The sequence below is a fragment of the Pseudoalteromonas fenneropenaei genome (genome assembly GCF_042643375.1).
Classification (GTDB): Bacteria; Pseudomonadota; Gammaproteobacteria; order Enterobacterales; family Alteromonadaceae; genus Pseudoalteromonas; species Pseudoalteromonas fenneropenaei.
This window is the reverse complement of record NZ_JBHRSD010000029.1, coordinates 122,348-148,646: the sequence shown is the minus strand read 5'-3', so window position 1 is coordinate 148,646 and position 26,299 is coordinate 122,348. Positions and strand designations below refer to the sequence as shown.

Genomic DNA, 26,299 nt, shown 5'->3' with positions numbered 1-26,299 from the left:
TCCGCTTTAAGCTTGCCGTGGCATGCCAGCTAAGGGCAAAACTTGAGCCTCAGGCAGCGCCACGGGCAGGATAAGATCAGGCCAGCTTTCGTGAAAAGCGATGCGAAACGGCGCGCCAGCCCAGCCCCCTTTACGTTTTAAAATTTGCACTTTTAAGCCTTCAGCATCTGGCTCTAAAGCCAAACTCAATGACAACGGCAAACCACTATTTTGCAATTGCGGCGCGCGCACTAACCACACTTGCGTTTGCCCTTCTTGTGCGGCCAGTTGTAAGCGTTTAACTTGATGAATTGCCAATGCTTGATGCCACAGCAACACGCTACAACACACACCACTTTTGGCACACCATTCTGCCGTCCATAACGCTTCTTGCGCTGAGCGCTCTGCAATGACCCAAAGCCGCTCTACTGCTACCCCTGCGGCTTGCCAATATAAAGCATTCACTTGTGCTGGCGGGTTTATCAATACCACCAAACGCGTCTCACTACTTAGGCTTGGCAACAACAATCGCAGCTCACCTATCCCCACAGGTGTGCGCAAGTCCATCACGCCACATTGCGGAAACCCCCCTTGCAATTGCGCATCTAATTCGGCAAAGCCACTGCTGCGTACATTGCCAGCAACTAGCCCGCGTTTGCCCTGCCACACCAGTTGGCGATGCGTTAATAAATCAATGAGCTTATTCATAACAACACACTTACTGTATATATGTACAGTATATTTCAGTTGGGAATTTCTGCAAGTGCTATCACCGTTGGCAGCTTGGCAATGGCCATTAAACGAGGTGCAATAAATTGATTTAAAAAGACTTTGGCTGTAAAACAAAACGGCGCAAGTAACGCGCAAAAAGGCCCAGATATTATTACTACAACGCGTGCTGGCTAAGCGCCTTTACCAGCCTCATGTTCATTGACCAATTCAAGGTATTTGGATTCAATGAACTGCTTTTCCTTACTGAGGTGTTTGAGTGCATGCTGGGTTTGCGCCAGTTCTTTTTTTATTTCGGTCAGTTGGGTTTGATTCACTGTGGTGTCTTTTTGCACCATTAGCTGTTCCAAAGCCTGATTTTGTTCTTCAATTTGGCGCCGATAAGACTGCAACGTTTGCAGCATTTCTTGCTTTTCCTGCTCAAAAGTCATTTCTAACTTTTGCATCGCCATTGGACTTTGCCCAGACTGCAATTGCGCCGACAGCTGCTGGTTTTGCTGCAATAACTCTTCACGCTCTTTTTGCAAAGACTCAACCGTATCGTATTGCTCGTATAACTTACGGCGCGCTACTTTCAGCTTTTCTAGGCTCTTATCTAAATCGCCTTTGAGTTTGCGCACCAAAGCATGAGCGCGCGCCAGTTTTTTATTGAGCTCATCTATATCATTTTGCTGTTGTGGTGATACCTGATTTTTGCTGCTGTGCCGCAGCTCAGCCAGTTGTGTTTCAAGGCTCAGCTGTATTTTAGCCAACTCACTAATGGTGTCGCTGTGTGATTTTACATAGTTAAGCGCGTTATCTACTGACTCGCGGCACATCGTCAGCATGGCGTTATCTTGCCCGTCATGAGTTCGCCGACTAGTTTGAATAAACATGCGTAACTCTTTTAATATCAACAATAAAATAAGGAACCACGCTGCTAAAATAAGCAATCCCAACTGACCAGCCAAGGCATCTAAAATTCGGCTCGACAGGCTTTCTTGCCACATAAAATCACCACTATTTTTATTCAGATATCATGAGTTTAGTTTTCCTCACAAAATATGCCTATACTAAATTGGTACTTGTTGTAAGGAGCCTATGTGAAGATCCTCATCGTTGATGACAGTTTGGCAACACTTGAAATCGTCCGCCGTGGTTTAGAAAAGTTTGGTTACCGCAGGCTTGTGATCCGTAAAGCAGACCGAGCACGCAAGGCGCTGCAACTAATTGGCCAATGGCAACCGGATATTGTCCTGACGGATTGGAATATGCCTGATATGTCGGGCTTACAATTACTTAATGCCATTATGCAGCGGCGGCTAAATATGAAAGTCGCGATGATCACCACAGTTGACGATCAGGCACAAATTGCGCTGGCGTTACAGGCTGGCGCCGCTTTTGTGCTCAGCAAACCGTTTAGCGATGAAACCTTACATGAACATATCCTACCTTTAGTACAAGGCGCCGAAGACAGCGAAGTACTGCTCAATAATGTTGAAGTGGCTATCGACAGTGAACTGGCACTACCAAAACTAAGCCAACTCACCAAATTGATCCACAAACACATCGACAGCAATATGGCGGTACACACCTTAAAACCGCAGCAGTTTGACGAGACTAAAGTCCCTTGCGTGATGGTCGTGTATGAAGATGTCGAAACCCAACGTGTGCGCGCGGTGGGGATTCTTGATATCTATGCCACCTGCGTGATGGCCAGTAGCTGCCGCGTGATTCCAAGCGAAGAAGCACAAGCCGCCATTCACCAACACCAAGTGTCTGACGATATTCTCGAAGCCGCAAGAGAGGCACTTAACGCTACCGCCTACGCCTTTTTAGATAAACGCACCCGAAAAAGCCTACGCGTTAAAACCATTAAATTTGTACCGCGCGCTTTTGCCAAATTAGAACAAGTGTTTGCCACCGAAATCACTCGGCGTTTAGACTTTAGCTGCCAACGCGAAGGCATGGCACTAGGTAAGATATTATTGGTAGGCTATTAACCTAGGATATTTAGCCTTTATCTGCTTGATTGGCTAGTTGGATAAGGGCTGTCGACTAACAAGTGTGTATTTTTATATATCAGGTAAAAAATGCAGGCAAAGCGTCAGAAGTAGATGGTGGTAAGCCGCATCATAAAGCAGAATGCAAGACTTTACTCTAAGCCTCCATTACTCCACTAAATTTTACGAAACATGCTATCCAAATAGTCATAATTTCGATAGCCGTTAGCCCAATTAAAGCCAGCCAACATTTCCCAAAGCAATCGAGATAGTTTCTTCAAACTCTCATCGTCAACACTGACGCCTTTTAGGGTTACAGATATAGTATTTATCCTATGCAGAAATGAAAACACTTCGTCATCATCGACTTGCACGTTATCTAGTAAATAAGATGTAGCTTCTTTAAATGCCTCAAATTCATTAAGAATGTCAGCCAAGAGGGTTTTATCGAGATTATTTAAAAATACATGCCAACGATCTTGGTTTGCTGTTACTTTTTCTTTGAAATAGTCTTTAAATACCTGAGGCTCCATCAAATTGCATATTAAGTCAGCATTATAAGACTCACGACATGCACCAACGATATGCATAATTAGATGACGTTTAAACTCCACATATTGAGAAATAAAGTGATTTTTTACCCGCTTTTTGTTCTTTATCTCTGGGAACCAAACAACCAAAAAATAAAACCAAATGCTGATGAGCATCCCACATGACAAGTTAAAGACAATCTCATTCCCTAACTTAAATTGCTGAAAAACAAACTCAGTACTTTCAAAAAGGAGCCTTTCTTCACTGCTTTTTAGCACTAAAAAGAGGCAAAGAACGCTAAGAACCAGCAAACCTTTGTTCAAAAACTTCAATAAAGTACTTCCTAAAACATAATGTTAGCTTTTATACAACCATCATTATTAAGTGGGGTCACATCTTGATTTTGCACTTTGATACACGTTTTATCAACGCCCGCTCAGTTTCTTCTCGAACAAAGATACTGCCTACATCTAACCATGCGAGGCATAAAGCCTCGCCTACAAATCAATATCCACTTAAACGCAAGTGAACGTATGCCCAAATTAAAGCTTAATTTAGTAAGGATAACGGCATGGAATGATCACCATGGCTTTGTCATCAACGGCATACACTAGCCTATTTGTATCATCTATACGGCGAGACCAAAAGCCTGAGAAGTTTTCTTTTAATGCTTCGGGCTTGCCAATCCCTTCAAATGGGGAACGCCTAATATCATTAGTTAACTTGTTAATGCGCTTTAATGAGAACAAAATAGCACAGCGGTTAAGCTGCGCTATTTGCGGTTAAATGACTGCTCAAGCTATTCGACTTAAGGCTGCTTGGGGAAGCTTTTAACGCCTTCTGGCAGCTCAAACCAGCTGACTTTTTCGCTGGTCCAAACATGAGCGGTAGGGGTAAATAACGCATCGTATTTACGGTCTGTGGGTTTTAACTTTAGTTTCAGCAGGTGCGCATCATCAGGGTTAAAATGCAGCACGCGATTACCACAGCCTGTGCAAAATTTAGCGCGGTTACGATTACCACTTTCGGCCATGCGCTCCCATTCTTGCATTTCGCCACTAATTTCAATATCGTCGGCCGACACCAAAGCAGTTACACTAAATGGCGCGGTTGCTAAGGTTTGGCATTCTTTACAATGACAGGCCAATACCATTTTCGGCGCCGCAAACAGTTTATAGGTCACTTGCCCACATTGGCATGCCGCATGAATTGGAAATTCCATTTATTACTCCTTTTGCACTTGATGATAATTCGCTTTGTCTACCAGACTAACTATTCGCGCTTGAATACACGATGCTAAAAAGTTGAGTTAAAACACACTGACAATTTAAAACCGCACCAACAAAAAAGGCGCCCTTAGGCACCTTCTTGTTTATTCCTGTACTACAGTTGTCTGCGGTACCTTCACCTCTGCACCCGCTTTAAGTGCATCTAGCAAAGCGAGGTAGTTTTTGTTCGCTTGTGCCATGGCTAAACTTTGTTTTTGCTGCTCATTCGCGTCAGCTGCTTGCTCAGGTTGTTTCACTGCAAGTAATTGCACCACTGCTGCATCACCATTGCTCAGCTCTACAACTTGCACTGGCTTCACGCTATCAGTTGGGTGTGGCATTTTGAATGCTTCACGCACTACCGCTGGGCTTACTGTAAAGGCACGGCGCGTTAACGCGTCTTCATGCTTCACTTCCATCTCACCTGCGGCAGTTGCAAACACTTCACCTTGCTGCACTTTAGCTAGCATAGCTTCTGCTTGTTCTTTAACAAGTGCAGATGCTTTGTCCGCTTTTAAGCGCGCGACAATACTGTCTTTTACTTCATCCAAGGCTTTGGTGGTTGCCGCTTTGTAATCGGTTACGCGTACAATCACCACATGCTCAGGACCAACCTCTAGTACTTCTGAATTAACACGGTCTTCTAACACTTCTGGTGTTGCAAGCGCTGTGCTTACTGCAGGTACATTAAGCGGTGCTGGCAATTCACTTTTAGCAGTTAGCGCTTGTTGCTTGACGCTTACACCAGCCACTTCAGCGGCATCTTGTAAAGTATCAGAGATCTCAAACGCTTTTTCAGCCAACTGGGTTTGCTTTTGGTAGAAAGCTTCAATTCGTGCAGTACGCTCAAGTTCAGCAAAAATGGTATCACGCACCGCTGCTAGCTCTTTTACTTTCTCCGCTTGCAGGTCGGTTAACTTGATAATGTGGAAACCGAATTCAGACTGTACTACGTCCGATACGTCACCTTTTGCTTGTAGTGAGAATGCCGCATCTTCAAACGCTGGGTCCATCATATCACGTTCAATCCAGTCAAGGTCGCCGCCATTTTCTGCAGACACTACGTCTGAAGACTCAGTTTCAGCTAGCTTGGCAAAATCTTCACCCGCTTTGATACGGGCTAATACCGCTTCTGCTTTGGCTTTTGCCGCGGCTTCATCGTCACCACTTTCAATTAAAATATGTGCCACACGACGACGCTCAGTATCCACGTATTGTGCTTTGTGCTCGTCGTAATAAGCTTGTACATCTTCTTCAGATGGTGGCGTTGCTAACTGAATGTCAGCCGCTTGTAGCTCTACATAGTCAACCGCGATTTGCTCTGGCGCCTGAAACTGCGCTTGGTTCAATGCATAATAATCTTGAACTTCTTCATCGCTTACCACTACACTTTCGAGCACTTGATTTTTATCAAACACGACATAATCGATGGCTCGTTGTTGTTGCTCTAGCGCCAATGATGACTGTACTTCGTTATCCAGAATAAAGTCTGTACCCGCTAACGCTTGTACTAACTGGCTACGAGTCATATCAGTGCGAAGGAATTCGCGGAAGCTATCTGGTTGGAAATTCATTTGGCGGATCACTTGCAGGTAGCGATCATTATTGAACTGACCACCGATTTGGAAATAGGGCATTTCCACTATGGTCTTTTTCAGTTGCTCGTCACTGACGCGCATACCTAATTCTTTTGCCAATTGTACTTGCAGTTCGTCTTGAACTAAACGGTCTACAACACTTTTACGTACTTGCGCCATATAGTTTGGATCTGCGGCGATTTGGTTAAAATACTCACCAAATTGTTGCTCTAAACGAGCACGCTCATTTTCAAATGCGCGTGAAAACTGGGCTTGGCCAATGACAACGCCATTCACTTCGGCAACAGGCTGCTCTGTGGTTCTACCTAAATAACCACCAATCCCTGCTAAAGCGAAAGACAAAATCACTAAGCCCAAGATAATTTTCACGACTAGGCCTTGTGAGCCTTCTCTGATCTTTTCTAGCATGTGTTTTTCTCTTTATCTACATCTAAGCAGCACTGTGTGCCTTGCTCGCTGTACTTGGGTTTCATGCGTTTAAGCATGTAAAAAAAGCGTATCTTAGCAGATACGCTTTTTTTCTTGAAGCAAGTTGCGCAAAGTTGTTGTCAGGCAATCAACTTTGTACTTGCCAACGCAGCTTAGTTTACTGCGTCTTTAAGCGCTTTACCTGCTTTGAAAGAAGGAATATTTGCTGCTGCGATTTGAATAGTTTCGCCAGTTTGTGGGTTACGGCCAGAACGCGCTGCACGCTCACGTACAGAGAAAGTACCAAAACCAACAAGAGCAACAGAATCACCTGCTTTAAGAGCGCCAGTTACTGATTCGATGAATGAATCTAGAGCACGACCAGCAGCCGCTTTAGAGATATCAGCATCAGCTGCGATTTGATCGATTAATTGAGATTTATTCACAATATCATCCTCTTACATTGTTATTATCAAGAGCGATTGTTTTTTTAATAACATCACTGCAAGTTTAAATTTTAGAGACATCAAGGCGACTCTCTAATCCTAAATTCTTTCTCAAGCCTAGACCCCACAAGGGCTAGGCTTGATGCCAGTGCCTAACTTAACACACCTTTTAGATTTGAAAAGCCTTTTAACCGACTTTTTTAGCTTTTTTTATCTGCTTGTGCATTTTCTGGCGAAAATTGCTCAAGCGGGTTAGCTAAAGCCAGCTTTAACACGTCGTCAATCCAAGTAACTGGGTGAATTTCAAGCCCTTCCAACACGTTAGCTGGGATCTCTTTCAAGTCACGTTCGTTGGTTTTTGGAATTAATACACGCTTAATTCCCCCGCGATGTGCCGCCAGTAACTTCTCTTTTAAACCACCGATAGGCAATACTTCACCACGTAAAGTGATCTCACCTGTCATTGCTACATCAGAGCGCACAGGGTTGCCCGTTAAGCTTGATACTAAGGCGGTAACCATCGCGATACCGGCACTTGGACCATCTTTTGGTGTCGCACCTTCTGGCACGTGAATGTGGATATCACGTTTTTCGTAAAAATCGGCATTCACACGTAGCTTCTCAGCGCGACTACGCACCACTGTCATGGCTGCTTGAATTGATTCCTGCATGACGTCACCAAGCGAACCGGTGTAAGTCAACTTGCCTTTACCAGGCACCGCCGCACACTCAATGGTCAGCAAATCGCCGCCGACTTCTGTCCACGCTAGACCCGTAACTTGACCGATACGGTCACCGTCTTCTGCTTTGCCGTAATCGTAGCGTTGTACGCCTAGATAGTCGCCTAAGTTGGCACCGTCGATGGTAACGTGGCTAATGCTCTTATTGAGTAAGATTTCCTTCACGGCTTTACGGCACAGTTTCGACAATTCGCGCTCAAGGTTACGCACCCCAGCTTCACGGGTATAGAAGCGAATGATACCTATGATGGCACTGTCTTCAATGGTAATTTCTTGCTCTTTCAAGCCATTGCGCTTGACCTGTTTTGGGATCAAGTGTTGTTTGGCAATGTTAAGCTTTTCATCTTCGGTATAACCCGATAAACGGATCACTTCCATCCGGTCTAACAATGGCCCTGGAATGTTAAAACTATTCGAGGTTGCCACGAACATCACATCGGAAAGGTCGTATTCTACTTCCAGATAATGGTCGGAAAACGAACTGTTTTGTTCTGGATCTAACACTTCCAATAACGCTGATGCTGGGTCGCCACGCATATCCGACGACATTTTGTCGATTTCATCTAATAAGAACAGTGGGTTTTTAACCCCAACTTTGGTCATGCTTTGGATAAGTTTACCCGGCATAGAGCCAATGTAAGTACGGCGATGACCACGGATCTCCGCCTCATCACGCACGCCGCCAAGCGCCATACGCACGTACTTACGGCCAGTCGCTTTGGCGATAGATTGACCTAAGCTGGTTTTACCCACGCCCGGTGGTCCCACTAAACACAGGATTGGGCCTTTGAGTTTATTGGTACGTTGTTGGACCGCTAAATACTCAATAATACGTTCTTTGACTTTTTCTAAGCCAAAGTGATCAGAATTCAGAATTTCTTCCGCGCCAGCTAAGTCTTTCTTCACTTTTGAACGCTTTCTCCATGGCACGTTAAGTAACGTATCAATGTATGAGCGCACCACCGTGGCCTCTGCTGACATCGGTGACATCATCTTCAACTTATTCAGTTCAGCATTGGCTTTGTCTTCGGCTTCTTTTGGCATTTGCGCATCAGAGATACGCTTTTTCATGGTCTCGAATTCGTCAGGTACGTCATCAAGCTCGCCAAGTTCTTTTTGGATAGCCTTCATCTGTTCGTTGAGGTAATACTCGCGCTGTGATTTTTCCATTTGTTTTTTCACACGGGCGCGAATTTTCTTCTCAACTTGCAGTAAGTCGATTTCACCTTCCATGAGTGCCATTAAATATTCTAAACGCTCTGTGACGTCAGAAACTTCCAGCACTTTTTGCTTTTCTGCGACCTTCAACGGCATATGTGCTGCCATGGTATCGGCAAGACGTGCGGCTTCATCAATGCCAGAGATAGAAGTTAAAACTTCTGGCGGAATTTTTTTATTGAGCTTGACGTAGCCTTCAAATTGGCTGATGGCGCTACGAATAAAAATATCCTGCTCTTGTGAATCGACATGTGTAGACGCAATGAATTCCGCTTCAGCAAGGAAGAATTCATCGGTATTGATAAAGCGTTCAATTCGCGCACGTTGATTACCCTCAACCAGCACTTTGACTGTGCCGTCAGGTAGCTTTAGTAGTTGCAAAACCGTCGCGATAGTCCCTACTTGATATAAATCATCAATACTTGGGTCATCGACGGTGGCATCTTTCTGTGCAACCAAAAATATCTGTTTGTCCGCTTCCATTGCCGCTTCAAGGCAACGAATAGATTTTTCACGTCCCACAAATAGTGGGATCACCATGTGTGGATAAACCACAACATCGCGCAGAGCCAGCACTGGGATTTCTACTCGATCCGTTCTTTCAAGCGTCATTCTACTCTCTTCGCACAGTTATTCTAAAATCAATACTCAGCTATATGGGGCCTAGCCAAGTCAGTTTCAACACATTGATAAAAAAAGGAGCCTGAGGCTCCTATGGTCTAAGTGTACCCTTGCTATTTGACGTTGCAGCGGTGTTGGCTGCACTCCCTCCCCCTAATCACATAAGATATCTATGCTCAGGGGAATTTGCTTACTTGTCGCCGACCCGCACGCAAAAGTAGCTTGGGTATAGAACTCTTACTCAGACACAGCTTTACTTTGATTGTTGTGCTCGTATATCAAAATAGGGTCAGATTCACCTTTAATTACAGTTTCATCGATGACCACTTTGGATACGTCTTCCATTGATGGCAATTCGTACATAGTATCAAGCAAAATGCCTTCTACGATTGAACGTAGGCCACGAGCACCAGTTTTACGCTCCATCGCTTTAGTCGCAATGGCTTTTAGTGCGTCTTCACGGAACTCAAGATCCACCCCTTCCATCTTGAATAATGCCGCGAACTGTTTAGTTAGGGCATTTTTCGGCTGGCTTAGGATTTGAATCAGTGCCGCTTCATCAAGCTCACCAAGCGTTGCAACAACCGGTAAACGACCAATAAATTCTGGAATTAACCCGTATTTGACTAAGTCTTCTGGTTCAACTTGTTGGAAAGTTTCAGTCAGCGAACGTTTACTGTCTGCACCTTTCACTTGTGCACCAAAGCCAATCCCAGCATTTTTATGACTACGTTGCTCAATTACTTTATCAAGACCAGCAAACGCACCGCCACAAATGAACAAGATTTTTGAAGTATCTACTTGCAAAAACTCTTGCTGCGGGTGTTTGCGACCACCTTGTGGTGGCACTGAAGCAATCGTCCCTTCAATCAATTTCAAGAGTGCTTGTTGCACGCCCTCACCTGATACGTCGCGAGTAATAGACGGGTTATCAGACTTACGAGAGATCTTGTCGATTTCGTCGATGTAAACAATACCACGCTGGGCTTTTTCTACATCGTAATCGCACTTTTGCAACAGCTTTTGGATGATATTTTCAACGTCTTCACCCACATAACCGGCTTCGGTCAAGGTGGTGGCATCAGCCATAGTAAATGGCACATCCAGTAAACGCGCTAAGGTTTCCGCCAATAGGGTTTTACCACTACCCGTTGGGCCAATTAGCAAAATATTACTTTTGCTGAGTTCAACATCAGCTTTGACATCATGGCTACGTAAACGTTTATAGTGGTTATATACCGCAACTGACAACACTTTTTTAGCGTGATCTTGGCCGATAACATAATCGTCCAAATGACTGCGGATATCTTTCGGCACTGGCAATTTGTCTGCTGCGGCCTGCTTGGGAGCGATGTCTTTAATCTCTTCCCTGATTATGTCGTTACACAGCTCGACGCATTCATCGCAAATATACACTGAAGGGCCAGCGATAAGCTTGCGTACTTCGTGTTGGCTCTTACCGCAAAATGAGCAGTACAAGAGTTTATTGCTTTTGTCGCCGCCTGTAGGAGTGTCGGACATTCAACTACCTCTTAAATTCGATGGTTATCAAAGGCTGATAACTTGAAACATGATCCAACTATACCAAATAAATCTCAGTTTGGCATAGTCAAGGAAGCGCTCAAAGAGCGCTTCGCGGGGAATTTACGCCCTTAACGGCGTTCAAATACCGCGTCGACCAAGCCATATTCAACTGCCTGCGCTGCGCTCATAAAGTTGTCGCGGTCAGTATCACGTTGAATTACGTCTAACGGTTGGCCTGTATGCTCAGCCATTAGGCGGTTTAATTTATCTTTGATAGAGAGAATTTCTTTTGCATGAATTTCAAAATCAGAAGCCTGACCTTGGAAACCACCTAGCGGTTGGTGGATCATCACGCGTGAATTTGGCAAACAGAAACGTTTACCTTTGGCACCACCAGATAATAGAAATGCGCCCATTGAAGCCGCTTGGCCAACACACACTGTGCTTACATCTGGTTTGATAAAATTCATGGTGTCGTAAATTGACATACCCGCCGTCACTGAACCGCCTGGCGAGTTAATATATAAATGAATATCTTTTTCTGGACTTTCAGATTCTAAAAATAGTAACTGGGCCACAATCAGATTGGCCATATGATCTTCAACCTGACCTGTCAGGAAAATCACACGCTCTTTTAACAGGCGAGAGTAAATATCATAAGAACGCTCCCCTTTAGCAGTTTGTTCCACTACCATTGGCACCAACGCGTTCTGCGGGTCAATCATACCATTCATCATCTTTTTAAATTCCTTATCGCCGTACCCTTGAGGTACGTAGGTTAGGGCCGACGCCACAAACTAAAATGGCCCGGACACCTTGCTAATTGCACTGTATCTCGAGCCATTAAAACGTCCACTTGGGCTTAAGTCAACGACTTATCACGCACCTTTTTGTGGGTTCATGATTTCGTCGAAAGACTTATTGATTTCAGTTACGCTTGCTTTTGCAAGGATAGCATCAATCGCTTGCTCTTCCATTGCAACGTTGCGCATTTGCTGCATCAACTGGTCGTTTGACTTGTAGTAAGCAACTACTTCAGCTGGATCTTCGTAAGCAGAAGCTACAGTTGCAATTAACTCGTCAACTTTGCTTTCGTCAAGTTTCAATTCAGAAGACTTGATCACTTCGCTTAGTAATAGACCAGTTTTAACGCGCTTAACAGCTTGGTCATGGAACAGCTCAGCTGGTAGCTCAGGCATGTTCTTAGCGTTACCGCCAAAACGTTGTGCAGCTTGTTGACGTAGCGCGTCAACTTCTTGCTCAACTAGTGCTTTTGGCACGTCAACAGCGTTAGTTTCTAGAAGACCAGCAATAGCTTGCTCTTTAACCTGCGCTTTAACCGCTTGGCCAAGTTCACGTGCCATGTTTTTCTTCACTTCTTCTTTAAGTGCGTCAACGCCACCTTCAGAAACACCAAACTTAGTTGCGAACTCTTCGTTCAACTCTGGAAGTTGTTGCGCTTCAACTTTCTTCACAGTGATTTTGAACTGAGCAGCTTTACCTTTAAGGTTTTCAGCGTGGTAATCTTCTGGGAAAGTTACGTCAGCAACGAACTCTTCACCTGCTTTTTTACCAACGATACCGTCTTCAAAACCTGGGATCATACGACCTTGACCAAGTTGTAGAGGGAAATCTTCCGCTTTACCGCCTTCGAACTCTTCGCCGTCGATAGAACCAACGAAATCAATAGTTACACGGTCTTGCTCGCCTGCAGCAGCGTCAACTTCTGCCCAACTTGCGTGTTGCTTACGAAGCGTTTCAAGCATGTTAGCTAGGTCTGCGTCAGACACTTCAACTACTGGCTTCTCAACTGCAATCTTCTCAAGATCTTTCAGCTCAACTTCTGGGTAAACTTCGAAAGTTGCTACGAACTCTAGATCTTTACCAGCTTCTAATGCTTTTGGAGCAAAAGTAGGTGCGCCAGCTGGGTTGATTTTCTCAGCAATGATTGCCTCGATATAGTTACGTTGCATTAAATCGCCAGCAACTTCATGACGTACTGCTACGCCATAACGCTTGTTGATTACTGCTACTGGTACTTTACCTGGACGGAAACCATCAATACGCTGTGTTTTTGACAGTTGTTGTAAGCGTTTTTTAACTTCAGTCTCAACGTTCTCTGCAGGAACGGTGATGGTCAGACGGCGCTCAAGGCCTTGAGTCGTCTCAACAGAAACTTGCATGATTTACCTCAATCTTCAAATTTGGCGACAGTGCGCCCTTCCTTACAAACAAGTTGTTCATCACGGCAAATTCTCACGCCTAAGGCATCGGCCTAAAAACGCTAAGAATGGATGTGACCCCTTGCTGCCTGCCCCGACAGGGCTCTAGTTAAACAATTAGACGCGGCATTATAACCGATAAAATACGAGAGTCGAGCAATACAGGGAAATAATTACGGGAAAGCGTTTGTTCGCGTGAAAAAGAGACAATTTGCAGGGGAAGTGGTCGGCGATGCAGGATTTGAACCTGCGACCCCTAGTACCCAAAACTAGTGCGCTACCAAGCTGCGCTAATCGCCGATAAGATATGTGTTTTTTGAGAAGATGGTCGGCGATGCAGGATTTGAACCTGCGACCCCTAGTACCCAAAACTAGTGCGCTACCAAGCTGCGCTAATCGCCGAACAAAAGTTATGTAGATGGGGCGACTGATGGGGATCGAACCCACGACAACCGGAATCACAATCCGGGGCTCTACCAACTGAGCTACAGCCGCCGCTACATAAAGATTTAAAGTTTAGAATGGCGCACCCTGAAGGATTCGAACCTTCGACCGACGCCTTAGAAGGGCGTTGCTCTATCCAGCTGAGCTAAGGGCGCAAACTCGAAGTAAACATCAAGATGTTACTTTTCCAACTTTAAAAAAGTGGTCGGCGATGCAGGATTTGAACCTGCGACCCCTAGTACCCAAAACTAGTGCGCTACCAAGCTGCGCTAATCGCCGATGTTGTTGTTAGCGAGTCTCCTCGTTGACAACGGGGTGCATAATAGTGATTTGCCCCTTTGAGGTCAAACATTTTTTTCATAAAAACGTTTAACTGCTCAACTTTTCTTCACACCGCTGAAATAATGGCTAAGTATGCTGAAAAATAAGCAGTTATTAAATTAATCTCAGCAACTGCGGACATTTATCCTAGATATTTCCGATTGCCGCTTGGCGACCCTGTCCTTTTCTGAGAAAATAGCGCCCCGAAAGTGCTTGTCATAAAAAGCACTGGCGTAACCCCAAAAAACGCCATATCGTTCAAGTTATTCAATCCGAAACAATTAAGGTCAATCATGACAGCAAACATCATTGATGGAAAGGTAATCGCCAAGCAAGTTAGAAATAATGTTGCCAAGCGTGTTGCTGAGCGTGTCGAGCAAGGCTTGCGTGCTCCCGGTCTCGCGGTCGTTCTTGTCGGCCAGGATCCTGCCAGTCAAGTCTACGTAGGTTCAAAACGTAAAGCGTGTGAAGAAGTCGGCTTCGTTTCTAAATCTTACGATTTACCTGGTGACGCCAGCCAGGACCAGTTGTTAGAGCTGATTGATAACTTAAATCAGGACCCAGAAGTCGATGGTATCTTAGTTCAGCTGCCACTGCCTGCCGGTCTTGATGCCGAGAAGATCCTCGAGCGTATCCACCCACATAAAGATGTAGATGGTTTCCACCCTTATAACATTGGCCGTTTGGCACAGCGTATGCCGGCATTGCGCCCATGTACACCAAAAGGCATTATCACGCTGTTAGATTCTACGGGCGTACGCTATAAAGGCATGCATGCGGTAGTAGTAGGTGCATCTAATATCGTAGGCCGTCCCATGTCTTTAGAACTATTGTTAGCGGGTTGTACCACGACCGTCTGTCATAAATTTACCCAAGATTTAGAATCGCATGTGCGCCGCGCTGATCTACTGGTCGTTGCTGTAGGTAAACCAGAATTTATTCCTGGCGACTGGGTAAAAGAAGGCGCTATCGTAATTGATGTTGGGATTAACCGTTTAGAAAGCGGCACGCTTGTGGGCGACGTGCAATACGGCGTGGCACAAAACCGCGCCAGCTTCATCACCCCAGTACCGGGTGGTGTCGGCCCAATGACAGTCGCAAGCTTAATTGAGAATACTTTAGAAGCGTGCGAAAAATATCATAGCTAAGCGCTACTCGTTAAGCGACAAAAGGCACCTGAGGGTGCCTTTTGTCTTTCTATTGATTTGCGTTTGCTCACTGTTTGGTTAGATCAGTACGAATATGTAAGTCTCGCTGCGGGAATGGTATTTCAATATTGTATTTACGAAATGCGTCATCAATTGCCCACAAGTAATCCGACATCAAGGAAGTCGGCCGCTTGACTTGATCAGGCTGCACCCAGACCCCTAAAGTAAAATTCAAACTGCTGTCGCCAAACCCCGTCATCCATACCAACGGCTCTTTACCTGCTTCTTGCAAAGTGTATTCAACATTCGCTGCGGCTTCGAGAGCGGCTTTCCTGACCATTTCTTTGTCCGATCCATACGCCACCGAAAATGGAATACGAAATCGTCTGACGTTATCGGCCAACGTCCAATTCGTTACCATCCCCGCAGTTAACACCGCATTAGGGATAAGAATATCAACATTATCATTGGTGCGAATCAGCGTGGCACGCATTTGAATTTCTTTGACTTCGCCCACCAACCCGTTATCAATTTCAATAAAATCACCAACTTTAAGACTTTTCTCTAATAAAATCATTAAGCCAGAAACAAAGTTATTGACCAAACTTTGTAAGCCAAGCCCTATCCCCACCCCCAGCGCACTGGCAACCAATGCCAATTCGGTCATTTTGACGCCAAGTGCCATCAGCGCAATTAAGAAGCCAACGAATAACACCAGATAGTGAATAATGCGACCAATCACATACGCTGAGGTATGGGTGACCATACCTTGGCGACTAGCAAGGCGATTAAAAGCTCGGCGCAATATTTTTGAGATGATAAAAGTCGCCAATAGCACAGCTAAAAACGATAAAGCTTCACCCACCAACAAGGTGAAATCGCCCACCTTAATGAGGACGTGATTAAATAATTCAGAAAATGTCATAGTGATTTACTGCGTAATGTTTTTTTAATTAAAAACAAAAAGGCCGCATAAAGAAACCCTTATGCGGCCTTTTCTTGTGATTTTACGCTTACGCCTTGCGCCAAGTGGTTTTACCCGCGCTGTCCTCAAGCACTACACCGAGTGCGTTGAGCGCATCACGCGCCGCGTCTGCCGCAGCCCAATCCTTGTTGGCCCGTGCGGTACGGCGCTGTTCAATCAAAGCTTCAATTTTAGCCACTTCATCGGCATCTTGCTCACCTTGTAAGAAGCTTTCAGGGTCGCGCTGAGCAATGCCAAGCACCGCAGCCAATTGCACTAGAATATAGGCAACTTCACCCGCTTTCGCTGGCTCTTCTTCCTTAAGGCGATTCACTTCTTTTGCCAATTCAAAAATCACCGGCAAGGCTTCTGGGGTATTAAAATCGTCGTTCATTGCCGCTTCAAAACGCGCGACATATTCATTACCGGCTAGCTCTACTTTGCTTAGCGTAACGCCACGCAGTGCAGTATAAATGCGCTCAAGCGACGCGCGTGCTTGCTCTAAGTTTTCATGTGAGTAGTTTAACTGGCTGCGGTAATGGCCGTTAATCAAGAAATAGCGCACCGTTTCTGCATCAAACTCTTTTAATACATCGCGCAGAGTAAAGAAGTTGCCTAGTGATTTAGACATTTTTTCTTTGTTTACTTGCACCATGCCAGTGTGGATCCAAGTATTCACGTACTGACCGTGGTTAGCACAGCAGGATTGGGCGATTTCGTTTTCATGGTGTGGAAATTGTAAATCAGAGCCGCCACCGTGAATATCGAAGTGTTCACCCAAATGTTTAGAGCTCATCGCACTACATTCAATATGCCAGCCAGGACGGCCTTCCCCCCAAGGCGAGGCCCAAGACGGCTCACCCGCTTTGGCTTTTTTCCACAGCACGAAATCTAAAGGGTCGTCTTTGCCCTCAGCCACTTCAACACGCGCACCGGCTTGCAACATGTCTAAGTCTTGCTGTGACAACTTGCCGTAATCGGCAAAAGTAGACACATCAAACAGCACATCGCCGTTACTGGCGACATAAGCATGACCTTTCTCAATTAGGCGTTCCACCATGGCGATGATCTCATCCATATGACCCGTTACAGTCGGCTCAATATCCGCACGCAGCATGTTTAACGCATCAAAATCTTCATGCATGGCTTTGGTCATACGTACCGTCAAATCATTAATGGCCTCATTGTTTTCATTGGCACGCTTAATAATTTTATCGTCAACGTCGGTAATGTTACGCACATAAGTCACGTCATAGCCGACATGGCGCAAATAACGGTTCATGACATCGAAAGAGACATAAGTCCGAGCATGGCCCACATGGCAGTAATCATAAATTGTGATACCACACACATACATGTCGACCTTGCCCGGCGTTAACGGTTTAAAGGGTTCTTTTTGACGTGATAATGTGTTGTAGATCTGCAACATGTAAGCTCTTTCCTAAATAAAATCTGAATTTACCTAATAATAACATCGCCCCTGAGCTGGCACTATCCCCATTTTCAGGTTGTGGCGCGATTGTTTGGTTTTTCACCAGCTTGTCTGACGATTTTGACTAAACAACACCCATATTCCCGAGCGTTTTAGACTGGCAGCAAGCAAGCGCACCCTATAAGTATCGATATCCTATATGATTGGGTGAGCGAATATAGCCAACGCAACTGCAAGGATATAGCTAGGGCTTTGTACAATCTCACAATGTGCTGTAAACTAAAACCCTTTTCTGACAATAATTCGAGCAAGGGCTATCATGGTTGTATTGCACACTAATTTCGGTGAGATCCGTTTAAATCTGTTCGCGGACAAAGCACCTATCACAGTTGAAAACTTTTTAAAGTATGCCAAGTCAGGTTTTTATGACGGCACTATCTTCCACCGTGTTATCGACGGTTTCATGGTTCAAGGCGGCGGTTTTGAGCCAGGTATGAAACAAAAGTCGGTACAAGATCCGATTAAAAACGAAGCCAACAATGGTGTCAGCAATAATAAAGGCACTATCGCAATGGCGCGTACGCCGGATCCACATTCAGCAACTGCACAATTTTTTATCAACGTAAACGATAACAAATTCCTTAACTTCAGCAGCGAAACCTCGCAAGGCTGGGGCTACTGTGTGTTTGGTGAAGTAGCTGAAGGCATGGATATAGTAAACAAGATCAAAGCCGTTGCGACTGGCTCACACGGCTTCCACCAAGACGTGCCGCTAGAAGACGTGATCATCGAAAAAGTCACTGTAGAATAAGTGCCTGAGTGCGGATAAGGTAATTTATCCGCACTTCACACCTCATAATTTATGCGCAAAAGCTATTTTATTTCCGACCTGCATTTAAGTGAAAATCGTCCTGATATCGTCAGCGCGTTTTACCGCTTTTTAGACCAGCATATGACAAACGAGGTCGATGCCCTCTATATCCTCGGTGATTTTTTTGAAGTTTGGGTCGGTGATGACTATCAAACGCAGTTTACCCAAGACATCGCGACACGCTTAAATGCCCTCAGCCAACGCGGTATTGCTCTGTATTTTATCCATGGTAACCGTGACTTTTTGCTCGGTAAACGCTTTGCACAGCAAGCAGGTATAGCACTATTACCAGAGCAAAGCGTGATTGACCTCTATGGCACCCCAACACTGATATTGCACGGCGATGAAATGTGTACGCAGGATTTAGCATACCAGGCCTTTCGCAAAAAAAGTCGCGGTTGGTGGTGGCCAAGGCTGATGCTCGCCCTACCCCTTTGGTATCGTCAGCGCGTGGCGCGTAACGCGCGTGAAAAAAGCAAACTCAGCCAGATGAATAAACCCCCAGAAGTGCTGGACGTAACGCAAACTGGGGTCAGCGAGATGTTTAGCCGTTTTGCGGTAAAAGACATGATCCACGGCCACACTCACAGGCCTAAAGTACATCACAATGAAATTTTGGGCAGCACGCGCACCGTACTTGGCGACTGGTACAATCAAAGTAGTTACTTGATGGCGAGTGAAAACGGCCTAGAACTTGTCTTTCAGCCGCTTTAAGCATCGTTTTAAAATTGGGGTGCAATATAAAATGCTACCCCTAACCCGCCATTGCTAATTTTGGTCGTCCGGAATGAAATTTAAAATCTTCATCAATTGATGAGATAAGCTCAGCTTCCACTCGACCAAAGTAAGCCACTCGCTCACTGATATCATGGCCAGCGATTTCCTCAGCCAATTTCAAGTAATCTTGATAATGACGCGCTTCAGAGCGTAACAATGAGATATAAAACTCACCGAGTTCAGCATCAACCAGTGGCGCTAATTTAGCAAAACGCTCACACGAACGCGCTTCAATGTAAGCACCACAAATCAGTTTATCAATCAGTGTGTGCGGCTCATGAGTAGTGACATGACGTAATAACCCTTTGGCATAGCGACTGGAGGTAATATTGTCATAAGCAATACCTTTATTGGCCATAATCTCCAGTACTTGATAAAAGTGATGCAGCTCTTCTTTAATTAATAACACCATTTTATCTATCAAATCTTGCCCATAAGGTGTGCCAGATTTGGGCAACATAGCTTTGCTCAGATTATTGAACTTTAACAGCTCCTGCCAATTACCTTCTTTGCGATAAGTAAAGTCTTCAAACGGCTTAAGCCAATTCAATAGCGCCTCACCGCTTTGTGCGTCTACTGCATATTTGCGGATTAAATACATTGCCGATTGCGCGGCTTTCAGCTCACAGACCAAGTGATCGGTCAAAACCACAGGTAAATTTTCCGGTTTGCGTGCTTCATCTAACCACTCAGCAGGAGTTTCACACTGCAAAAATTCATGAATAGGCGCCAGTAACGCGCTGTACTTATCTAACATAAACTACCTGAACTCATGTGCAATCAGCTAACTAAAACAGCGCCAGTTTAACACAAGTTGACAAGAAACCTCATCTCTAGGATACAGAACATTTTGTATCGAGTCTTGTTGACCACATAACGTATCGACCAACCTTTGTTTAGAATAAGTTTTAAATTAAGAGGTTACGCTTTTACTCAGCTCAGATTGCAAAATTTTTGCGTATTCCAAACATGTCTAGACAAAAAAAGAACGCTCCAACAAGTTGACGTTAACGTAAAATGTCGAAATTTCACCCAGTAACATTTACGTTAACGTTTGTAACTTTATTCCCTTGACAAAAAATCAACGGTCGCTCATACCTAATTTAAGCTGTATAAAAATAAAACAGCATTTTTTGATTTAAGGGGCTAAATATGATTCTAAATCACCTATGGGGCTTATATGCCCATCCGATTGAAGAATGGCAAACCATCGACAATCGCCATGAAAACGTGAAATACAGTTTATCTCACATTGCACTTATCGCTTTGATCCCAAGTTTAATGGGCTACTATTCTTCGGTTTATCTTGGTTGGAGTATTGGCACTGGCGACCCTGTATATTTGACCCATGAAAGTGCGCTATTAATTGGTGTTGCAATGTATTGTGCGCTGATCTTAGGAGTGTTTGCACTTTCGTATCTTGCCCATTGGATGGCGGTCACTTTTGGTGCAGCACCCACCTTTACTCAAACGCTTGAGTTAGCAGCCTACACAGCAACCCCAATGTTTATGTCAGCCTTTGCGGCGTTTTATCCAGAGTTATGGTTTGTCGCGAGCGTGGGTATGCTTGCGTTAGGTTACTCGGTGTATTTACTGTACACAGGCGTGCCAATTTTAATGCATATCCCAGAAGAGCGAGGTTTTATTTATGCCAGTTCAGTGGTGACCTGCGGCCTCATTTTATTGGTGATCATTCTCGCCGCAACGGCAATTTTGTGGACAAATGGCATTGTCAGTCCTACATTTACCTGATATACCCTGTTTTAGGCTGGCTGATAACTATGAGCTGTTTAGAGCTAGCTTGAGTGTAGCTAGGCAAGTAAACAGGAATTGAATGTAACGGAATACAATCAGTAAAGGATTACGTTGTTATAAGCAGAACAACGTGAGACCAACTTTAGAGCTTTTTGTTGCAGCATGTGTCATACGTTGTGGCAAATGGCGATGTAAGTTGGTAAGCAGTAAGCAAAGTCTAACGTCCTTAGCAACAAAAAAGGAGCGCCTTGCGCTCCTTTTTCATTTGCTATAAGCAAGCCGAGTGTGGCTATGCATTATTCGTTGTTATCAGCTTCCTGATTATGTAATTCAAGACCTGATGACATCGCCTCTTCTCGCTCAGTTTTAGCGGCGTCATTACGCTGCGCGTCAATACGATTGAGGTAAGCCTGATCAATATCACCTGTAATATACTTGCCGTCAAACACAGCGGTTTCAAACCGCGTTACTTCGGTGTTTTCCTGTCCAACAGCGGCGATTAGGTCGCTCAATGATTGATAGATAAGACCATCAGCACCAATATAAGCATTAATGTCTTCTACTTCACGGCCGTGAGCAATTAATTCAGTCGCCGATGGCATGTCGATACCATACACGTTCGGGAAACGTACTTCTGGCGCTGCTGAGGCAAAATACACTTTCTTCGCACCAGCTTCACGGGCCATTTCAACGATTTGTGCCGAGGTAGTGCCTCGCACAATCGAATCGTCTACTAACAGGACATTTTTGCCTTTGAATTCACGGTCGATGGCATTGAGCTTACGACGTACTGACTTCTTACGTAGCTCTTGGCCCGGCATAATGAAAGTACGGCCGATATAGCGGTTTTTCACAAAACCTTGGCGGTATGGTAGTTTTAACTCAGACGCGATTTCTAGTGCGATATCACATGAGGTTTCTGGGATTGGGATAACCACATCAATTTCTTTGTCTGCCCACTCACGCGCAATTTTCTTACCAAGCTTAGTACCCATGTTCACGCGCGTCGCATAGACCGACATTTTATCGATAACAGAGTCTGGGCGAGCGAAATACACAAATTCAAAAATACATGGTGCAAGCATGGTTTTTTCTGCACAGATCTGTGAGTAAAACTCACCATCTTCTGTAACATAAATTGCCTCGCCTGGCGCTACGTCACGGATAAACTCAAAACCGTCTGTTTGCAGCGCAACGCTTTCTGAGGCAAACATATACTCAACACCCAGTTCAGTATCACGCTTACCAAACACCAACGGACGAATACCATGTGGGTCGCGAAACGCCAACATACCGTGGCCGATAATCATCGCGATTGTGGCGTAACCACCAGAAATGATTTGGTTTAAAGCGCTAATGGCTTTAAACATATCTTCAGCATCAAGCTGCATCTTGTCGCTCTTACCAAGCTCGTGCGCTAGCGCATTAAGCAGGATTTCAGAGTCAGATGTGGTGTTCACGTGGCGGCGCGCTTGCTTAAAGATCAATTCTTTAAGCTGCTCGGCATTGGTTAAGTTACCATTGTGAGCCAGTGCGATACCGTATGGCGAGTTAACGTAAAAAGGCTGCGCTTCGGCTGAACTCGAAGAGCCTGCAGTAGGGTAACGAACGTGGCCGATACCTATGTTGCCCTGTAGACGCTTCATATGGCGCGTATGGAAAACGTCTTTTACCAAGCCGTTGTCTTTACGCAGACTAAATGTATTGTTGTTTATGGTAATGATGCCAGCTGCATCTTGGCCGCGATGTTGCAAAACAGTTAAGCCATCATAAATCGCCTGATTTACTGGCGACTTACCGACTATCCCAACGATACCACACATTAAATATTTCCTCGCCGATTAACGGGTTACTGGATTCAGAAAGCTTGAGTTGTGTTCTAGATAAGAAAAGAACCACTCAATAACAAAGCCGAATTCAGGAATTAATTTAGAAGACGACCACCAAGTTGTTTGCGGCGCATTGGTGAAAGCATCCAGGAAGAACAATAAGGCGCTAACGACTAACACGCCTCTAAGTGCACCAAATACTAGGCCAAAGACCCTATCAGTGCTGGATAATCCCGTTCGTTGCACAAGCTCGCTAAGAACGAAATTAATAAACCCTCCCAACAGGATAGTCGCAATAAAAAGTATGGCAATTGCGGCTGCATTTCTTAAAAGGGGTTCTGAAATGAATGTCAGGAAGGTAGAGAGATATTGATAGAACATGCTGGAGATAAAGAATGCGCCGATCCATACGGTCAAAGCCATTGCTTCTTTTACAAAGCCGCGGATCAATCCATAAAATGTGGACAATCCAACTAAGCCGAGTATGGCGTAATCAACCCAATGCATAATTACCAACAAGTCGTCAATTTGGGGCGCATTCTATAAGACGACATGGCAAATTACCAGATCATTTTGCAGCTTCAAACTCAGTGAGTCTACCATTTAGTTTGGTTAACTTCTTAAGTTCCAACAACTTAGACTCAAGAGCGGCTTTATCTGTGGTCGGCCCGACAAACACTTTAGTCAGCGTGCCGTTCGGCGTTTGTACAGGTTTAGTGAACGTGTCAAAGCCATTATCACGTAACTTCTTCACCAAGGCGTCTACATTTGCCTTATGTGAAAAGCTACCAAGTTGAATGACATAGGCTGATTTATCAAGATTGGAGTTGCGCGTACTCGGACGTTTTACTTCAGGCATGATAGGTTTTACTTCTGGTTGTGGCACAGTCGCATCACTGAGATTTTCTGTTGTTGCTTGCGCCTGTTCTTCGCTCGTTGTAGTTACACCGTCGTCCACAGGTTCATTTAATGCGGCGACAAAATCTTTGCCATCCGCATCAAGCGCCGTTTCATCTTCAATTGCGACTTCATTTGGTGCCTTTGCGGCGTCCGCTTTTGCATCAACCTCAGCTTGAAGATCTATGGTAGTGAATTCTGGCCTATCAGGAATAGCTGGAAACGTTTCTTGATGGTGCACTTTTTCACCGTCCAGAATGTTTGGGATAAACACCACCGCGGCGACGACCACGATACAGGTTCCGACTAATCGATTTACGAATGCAGAATTCACTTAGTTGCCTCTTTTACTGCCAGTATTCAATGGCTTCCGCCACTGTAAAAAATGAGCCAAAGATAATCAGCAGAGTTTTATCATCCATAGATGGCAAAATATGCTTAAGCGCGCTCGTTACGTCAGAGTACTCACCTGCAACATGCTGCTCAACGTTCCCTAGCATTTGCGCTATCACACCAGATGACTCACCTCGTGGGCCAGACAAACAGGCCACAGACCAAGTATCAACTACATCAGTCAGTGCTGCAATGGCATTGGCTTTGTCTTTATCCGCAAGCATAGCGACTAATGCGTGGATTTTAAAGCCTTTGTTGGCATAGTCTGCCAACTTGTAGGCAAGATAGCGGGCAGATTCAGGATTATGTGCCACGTCGGTATAGACCAGCGGTGCTGCACTTAGCTGTTGAAAACGCCCTTCAACTTTAAGATTTGCCAGCACATTGCTAATGATATCAAGCTCAGGCAATAAATTTAGTTTAGCCAGCACAGTTAATGCCGTAGCCGCATTTTGCGCAGGAATACCTGGGTTAACAAACTGGTACATCAATCCTTGGTAGTGCCATTCAAAGGTCGCTTCATGTGGAATAAAGCGAAAATCTTGGCCACTTAACACCATATCTGCCGAGATTGCTTGGCCATAATCTGTCACTGTGTGCGGAATGTTTCGCTCACCAACGATAGCAGGCACGCCTGTACGGAAAATGCCCGCCTTTTCATAGCCAACTAGCTCTCGGGTATCACCTAAATATTCTTTGTGGTCAAGATCTATGGTCGTTATCACAGAAGCAATAGGCGTCACGATATTAGTTGCGTCAAAACGCCCACCTAAACCTACTTCAAGTACCACATAATCCACAGCAAAGCGCTTGAATATCGCAAGCCCGCCCAAAGTACCATACTCAAAATAGCTTAAGCTGGTATCACCTCGGCCTTGTTCAATCTCGCAAAACGCATCTACGTGATATTGATCTGCGACTTCTTGACCATTAATACGCACCCGCTCGTTGTAGCGAATTAGATGCGGCGAAGCATAAGTCCCAACCGAATAGCCTTGCGCTAGCAGTAAAGCCTCTAAACAGCGTGCAGTGGTGCCTTTGCCGTTAGTGCCAGCAACGAGGATGATGTTACTAAATGGTTCAAGCAAACCGATTTGACGAGCAACCTGTTCAACTCGGGTTAGACCCATGTCGATGGTTTTAGGGTGAATACGTTCTAAATAAGCAAGCCAATCACCGAGCGACGATGATTGGCTAGGAATGTTTTGTGACATAGTAGCTTTGTACTGCGATGAAAAAGTTACGCTACTCTATGCTCTTGTTCAGGAGATGGCAAGTTCATGAACTTAGCAAGAATACGCGCTAGACTGTCACGCATCTGACGACGGTCAATTATCATGTCAATCGCGCCATGCTCTAGCAAAAACTCACTACGCTGGAAGCCTTCTGGCAACTTTTCACGCACGGTTTGCTCAATAACACGAGGACCAGCAAAGCCGATAAGCGCTTTTGGTTCAGCCACGTTAATATCGCCAAGCATGGCAAGTGAAGCCGATACACCACCCATAGTTGGATCAGTTAATACCGAAATAAACGGCAGGCCACGCTCACTCATTTTTGCAAGCGCCGCACTGGTTTTCGCCATTTGCATTAAAGACATCAATGCCTCTTGCATACGTGCGCCGCCCGATGCTGAGAAACACACTAACGGCATATTGTGCTTTAAACATTCGTCTACAGCGTCAACAAAACGCGCACCAACTACAGAGGCCATCGAGCCACCCATAAAGTTGAACTCAAACGCCACTGCCGCAACTGGAATACCTTTTAAACGGCCTTTCATTGCCACTAGCGCGTCTTTTTCGCCACTGGCTTTTTGCGCTTGCACAATACGGTCTGAATATTTTTTTGAATCTTTGAATTTCAGCACGTCTTGCGGTTCATGTTGTACGCCAAGTTCAACACGGTCGCCCTCATCGAGGAAATGCTCAAGACGCTTACGTGCCGTCATACGCATGTGGTGATCGCATTTTGGACAAACATGCAGGGCTTTTTCTAGCTCGGCCTTGTATAAAATCGCATCACAATCCGAACATTTTGCCCATACGCCTTCTGGGATTTCTTTTTTCGTCGAAGATTTAGACGTCTTAGGTAAAATCTTTTCTAACCAACTCATTTGCAACTCTCTCGTGCTTAAATCTGTGTCGCGGTCTTTGCAGACAAACTGCAGCAATTAAATCACGGATTAACCTTAAGTAATAG

The 26,299-nt window shown here is 45.0% G+C and carries 23 protein-coding genes, 5 tRNA genes and 1 pseudogene; 5 read left to right on the top strand and 24 right to left on the bottom strand.

From position 1 onward, the window contains the following. Positions 1-6 precede the first annotated feature (6 nt). Together imuA and ACFOEE_RS15870 are read right to left on the bottom strand one after the other, a co-directional pair. Positions 7-687: a translesion DNA synthesis-associated protein ImuA gene (gene imuA / locus ACFOEE_RS15875; RefSeq protein WP_377126418.1), complete on the bottom strand. Its 681-nt coding sequence runs from the start codon at positions 685-687 to the stop codon at positions 7-9. A 194-nt stretch (positions 688-881) separates the two neighbouring features. Continuing rightward, positions 882-1,697, bottom strand: a complete 816-nt coding sequence (locus tag ACFOEE_RS15870) for a chromosome partitioning protein ParA (protein WP_377126415.1) — start codon at positions 1,695-1,697, stop codon at positions 882-884. A 93-nt stretch (positions 1,698-1,790) separates the two neighbouring features. Here ACFOEE_RS15870 and ACFOEE_RS15865 point away from each other — a divergent pair, with 93 nt between their 5' ends. Continuing rightward, entirely contained in the window at positions 1,791-2,690 is a 900-nt protein-coding gene (locus tag ACFOEE_RS15865) for a response regulator (RefSeq protein WP_377126412.1), read from the top strand. A 176-nt stretch (positions 2,691-2,866) separates the two neighbouring features. Here the strand turns inward: ACFOEE_RS15865 and ACFOEE_RS15860 are convergent, their stop codons facing one another. From ACFOEE_RS15860 to ACFOEE_RS15795, 14 genes and pseudogenes are all read right to left on the bottom strand, one after another. Further along, a complete protein-coding gene (locus ACFOEE_RS15860; protein WP_377126410.1) occupies positions 2,867-3,553 on the bottom strand; it encodes a hypothetical protein in 687 nt (228 codons plus the stop codon). 222 nt (positions 3,554-3,775) lie between these two features. Then, positions 3,776-3,964 (bottom strand): annotated as a pseudogene (locus tag ACFOEE_RS15855) (Txe/YoeB family addiction module toxin); the annotation flags it as partial. Positions 3,965-4,029: 65 nt separating this feature from the next. Beyond that, positions 4,030-4,443 carry a GFA family protein gene (locus tag ACFOEE_RS15850; protein ID WP_377126407.1) on the bottom strand — a complete coding sequence of 138 codons (414 nt, stop codon included), beginning with the start codon at positions 4,441-4,443 and terminating at the stop codon, positions 4,030-4,032. Between the two features lie 150 nt (positions 4,444-4,593). Continuing rightward, positions 4,594-6,495, bottom strand: a complete 1,902-nt coding sequence (locus ACFOEE_RS15845) for a SurA N-terminal domain-containing protein (protein WP_377126404.1) — start codon at positions 6,493-6,495, stop codon at positions 4,594-4,596. A 173-nt stretch (positions 6,496-6,668) separates the two neighbouring features. Beyond that, the gene (gene hupB, locus ACFOEE_RS15840) at positions 6,669-6,941 is read right to left on the bottom strand and encodes a nucleoid-associated protein HU-beta (protein WP_208843625.1); all 273 of its coding nucleotides are present in this window, start codon (positions 6,939-6,941) and stop codon (positions 6,669-6,671) included. Positions 6,942-7,141: 200 nt separating this feature from the next. After that, positions 7,142-9,511 (bottom strand): endopeptidase La, encoded by a 2,370-nt coding sequence (gene lon, locus ACFOEE_RS15835; RefSeq protein WP_377126401.1) that lies wholly within the window; start codon positions 9,509-9,511, stop codon positions 7,142-7,144. Between the two features lie 246 nt (positions 9,512-9,757). Further along, positions 9,758-11,041, bottom strand: coding sequence for an ATP-dependent protease ATP-binding subunit ClpX (clpX, locus tag ACFOEE_RS15830; RefSeq protein ID WP_377126398.1), 1,284 nt, complete (start codon positions 11,039-11,041; stop codon positions 9,758-9,760). Between the two features lie 131 nt (positions 11,042-11,172). Next, on the bottom strand, positions 11,173-11,781 hold the full coding sequence (clpP, locus tag ACFOEE_RS15825) for an ATP-dependent Clp endopeptidase proteolytic subunit ClpP (RefSeq protein ID WP_377126395.1): 609 nt from the start codon (positions 11,779-11,781) through the stop codon (positions 11,173-11,175). Positions 11,782-11,922: 141 nt separating this feature from the next. Beyond that, positions 11,923-13,227 carry a trigger factor gene (gene tig, locus ACFOEE_RS15820; RefSeq protein WP_377126392.1) on the bottom strand — a complete coding sequence of 435 codons (1,305 nt, stop codon included), beginning with the start codon at positions 13,225-13,227 and terminating at the stop codon, positions 11,923-11,925. 262 nt (positions 13,228-13,489) lie between these two features. Further along, positions 13,490-13,566 (bottom strand) — tRNA-Pro (locus ACFOEE_RS15815). A gap of 25 nt (positions 13,567-13,591) precedes the next feature. Beyond that, positions 13,592-13,668 (bottom strand) — tRNA-Pro (locus ACFOEE_RS15810). A gap of 17 nt (positions 13,669-13,685) precedes the next feature. Continuing rightward, positions 13,686-13,761: transfer RNA gene (locus ACFOEE_RS15805), tRNA-His, on the bottom strand. A gap of 27 nt (positions 13,762-13,788) precedes the next feature. Continuing rightward, positions 13,789-13,865: transfer RNA gene (locus ACFOEE_RS15800), tRNA-Arg, on the bottom strand. Between the two features lie 47 nt (positions 13,866-13,912). Beyond that, positions 13,913-13,989 (bottom strand) — tRNA-Pro (locus ACFOEE_RS15795). A 335-nt stretch (positions 13,990-14,324) separates the two neighbouring features. On the opposite strand from ACFOEE_RS15795, the gene folD reads away from it, so the two are divergent. Further along, positions 14,325-15,179: a bifunctional methylenetetrahydrofolate dehydrogenase/methenyltetrahydrofolate cyclohydrolase FolD gene (gene folD, locus ACFOEE_RS15790; protein WP_377126389.1), complete on the top strand. Its 855-nt coding sequence runs from the start codon at positions 14,325-14,327 to the stop codon at positions 15,177-15,179. 67 nt (positions 15,180-15,246) lie between these two features. Here folD and ACFOEE_RS15785 read toward each other — a convergent pair whose 3' ends face one another. Then, positions 15,247-16,104 carry a mechanosensitive ion channel family protein gene (locus ACFOEE_RS15785; RefSeq protein WP_377126386.1) on the bottom strand — a complete coding sequence of 286 codons (858 nt, stop codon included), beginning with the start codon at positions 16,102-16,104 and terminating at the stop codon, positions 15,247-15,249. An 88-nt stretch (positions 16,105-16,192) separates the two neighbouring features. Continuing rightward, the gene (gene cysS / locus ACFOEE_RS15780; protein WP_377126383.1) at positions 16,193-17,572 is read right to left on the bottom strand and encodes a cysteine--tRNA ligase; all 1,380 of its coding nucleotides are present in this window, start codon (positions 17,570-17,572) and stop codon (positions 16,193-16,195) included. 322 nt (positions 17,573-17,894) lie between these two features. On the opposite strand from cysS, the gene ACFOEE_RS15775 reads away from it, so the two are divergent. Continuing rightward, a complete protein-coding gene (locus tag ACFOEE_RS15775; RefSeq protein WP_377126380.1) occupies positions 17,895-18,386 on the top strand; it encodes a peptidylprolyl isomerase in 492 nt (163 codons plus the stop codon). Positions 18,387-18,437: 51 nt separating this feature from the next. Then, positions 18,438-19,160 (top strand): UDP-2,3-diacylglucosamine diphosphatase, encoded by a 723-nt coding sequence (locus ACFOEE_RS15770; RefSeq protein ID WP_377126377.1) that lies wholly within the window; start codon positions 18,438-18,440, stop codon positions 19,158-19,160. Positions 19,161-19,200: 40 nt separating this feature from the next. Here ACFOEE_RS15770 and miaE read toward each other — a convergent pair whose 3' ends face one another. After that, positions 19,201-19,980, bottom strand: coding sequence for a tRNA isopentenyl-2-thiomethyl-A-37 hydroxylase MiaE (miaE, locus tag ACFOEE_RS15765; RefSeq protein WP_377126374.1), 780 nt, complete (start codon positions 19,978-19,980; stop codon positions 19,201-19,203). Between the two features lie 395 nt (positions 19,981-20,375). On the opposite strand from miaE, the gene ACFOEE_RS15760 reads away from it, so the two are divergent. After that, positions 20,376-20,975: a Yip1 family protein gene (locus ACFOEE_RS15760; protein ID WP_377126371.1), complete on the top strand. Its 600-nt coding sequence runs from the start codon at positions 20,376-20,378 to the stop codon at positions 20,973-20,975. Positions 20,976-21,274: 299 nt separating this feature from the next. On the opposite strand, the gene purF is transcribed toward ACFOEE_RS15760, so the two are convergent. From purF to accD, 5 genes are all read right to left on the bottom strand, one after another. After that, a complete protein-coding gene (gene purF, locus ACFOEE_RS15755; RefSeq protein WP_377126368.1) occupies positions 21,275-22,801 on the bottom strand; it encodes an amidophosphoribosyltransferase in 1,527 nt (508 codons plus the stop codon). Positions 22,802-22,819: 18 nt separating this feature from the next. After that, entirely contained in the window at positions 22,820-23,314 is a 495-nt protein-coding gene (locus ACFOEE_RS15750) for a CvpA family protein (RefSeq protein ID WP_377126366.1), read from the bottom strand. A 61-nt stretch (positions 23,315-23,375) separates the two neighbouring features. Continuing rightward, positions 23,376-24,038: an SPOR domain-containing protein gene (locus ACFOEE_RS15745; protein ID WP_377126363.1), complete on the bottom strand. Its 663-nt coding sequence runs from the start codon at positions 24,036-24,038 to the stop codon at positions 23,376-23,378. Positions 24,039-24,051: 13 nt separating this feature from the next. Then, a complete protein-coding gene (folC, locus tag ACFOEE_RS15740) occupies positions 24,052-25,311 on the bottom strand; it encodes a bifunctional tetrahydrofolate synthase/dihydrofolate synthase (RefSeq protein ID WP_377126361.1) in 1,260 nt (419 codons plus the stop codon). Positions 25,312-25,337: 26 nt separating this feature from the next. Further along, positions 25,338-26,213, bottom strand: coding sequence for an acetyl-CoA carboxylase, carboxyltransferase subunit beta (accD, locus tag ACFOEE_RS15735; protein WP_377126358.1), 876 nt, complete (start codon positions 26,211-26,213; stop codon positions 25,338-25,340). Between the last annotated feature and the right edge of the window lie 86 nt (positions 26,214-26,299).

What these genes read in the sequence shown, in the direction of transcription:
- imuA (WP_377126418.1), bottom strand. Translation starts at nt 687, where the DNA reads ATGAATAAGCTCATTGATTTATTAACGCATCGCCAACTGGTGTGGCAG.
- ACFOEE_RS15870 (WP_377126415.1), bottom strand. Translation starts at nt 1,697, where the DNA reads ATGTGGCAAGAAAGCCTGTCGAGCCGAATTTTAGATGCCTTGGCTGGT.
- ACFOEE_RS15850 (WP_377126407.1), bottom strand. Translation starts at nt 4,443, where the DNA reads ATGGAATTTCCAATTCATGCGGCATGCCAATGTGGGCAAGTGACCTAT.
- ACFOEE_RS15845 (WP_377126404.1), bottom strand. Translation starts at nt 6,495, where the DNA reads ATGCTAGAAAAGATCAGAGAAGGCTCACAAGGCCTAGTCGTGAAAATT.
- lon (WP_377126401.1), bottom strand. Translation starts at nt 9,511, where the DNA reads ATGACGCTTGAAAGAACGGATCGAGTAGAAATCCCAGTGCTGGCTCTG.
- clpX (WP_377126398.1), bottom strand. Translation starts at nt 11,041, where the DNA reads ATGTCCGACACTCCTACAGGCGGCGACAAAAGCAATAAACTCTTGTAC.
- clpP (WP_377126395.1), bottom strand. Translation starts at nt 11,781, where the DNA reads ATGATGAATGGTATGATTGACCCGCAGAACGCGTTGGTGCCAATGGTA.
- tig (WP_377126392.1), bottom strand. Translation starts at nt 13,227, where the DNA reads ATGCAAGTTTCTGTTGAGACGACTCAAGGCCTTGAGCGCCGTCTGACC.
- folD (WP_377126389.1), top strand. Translation starts at nt 14,325, where the DNA reads ATGACAGCAAACATCATTGATGGAAAGGTAATCGCCAAGCAAGTTAGA.
- ACFOEE_RS15785 (WP_377126386.1), bottom strand. Translation starts at nt 16,104, where the DNA reads ATGACATTTTCTGAATTATTTAATCACGTCCTCATTAAGGTGGGCGAT.
- cysS (WP_377126383.1), bottom strand. Translation starts at nt 17,572, where the DNA reads ATGTTGCAGATCTACAACACATTATCACGTCAAAAAGAACCCTTTAAA.
- ACFOEE_RS15775 (WP_377126380.1), top strand. Translation starts at nt 17,895, where the DNA reads ATGGTTGTATTGCACACTAATTTCGGTGAGATCCGTTTAAATCTGTTC.
- ACFOEE_RS15770 (WP_377126377.1), top strand. Translation starts at nt 18,438, where the DNA reads ATGCGCAAAAGCTATTTTATTTCCGACCTGCATTTAAGTGAAAATCGT.
- miaE (WP_377126374.1), bottom strand. Translation starts at nt 19,980, where the DNA reads ATGTTAGATAAGTACAGCGCGTTACTGGCGCCTATTCATGAATTTTTG.
- ACFOEE_RS15760 (WP_377126371.1), top strand. Translation starts at nt 20,376, where the DNA reads ATGATTCTAAATCACCTATGGGGCTTATATGCCCATCCGATTGAAGAA.
- purF (WP_377126368.1), bottom strand. Translation starts at nt 22,801, where the DNA reads ATGTGTGGTATCGTTGGGATAGTCGGTAAGTCGCCAGTAAATCAGGCG.
- ACFOEE_RS15750 (WP_377126366.1), bottom strand. Translation starts at nt 23,314, where the DNA reads ATGCATTGGGTTGATTACGCCATACTCGGCTTAGTTGGATTGTCCACA.
- folC (WP_377126361.1), bottom strand. Translation starts at nt 25,311, where the DNA reads ATGTCACAAAACATTCCTAGCCAATCATCGTCGCTCGGTGATTGGCTT.
- accD (WP_377126358.1), bottom strand. Translation starts at nt 26,213, where the DNA reads ATGAGTTGGTTAGAAAAGATTTTACCTAAGACGTCTAAATCTTCGACG.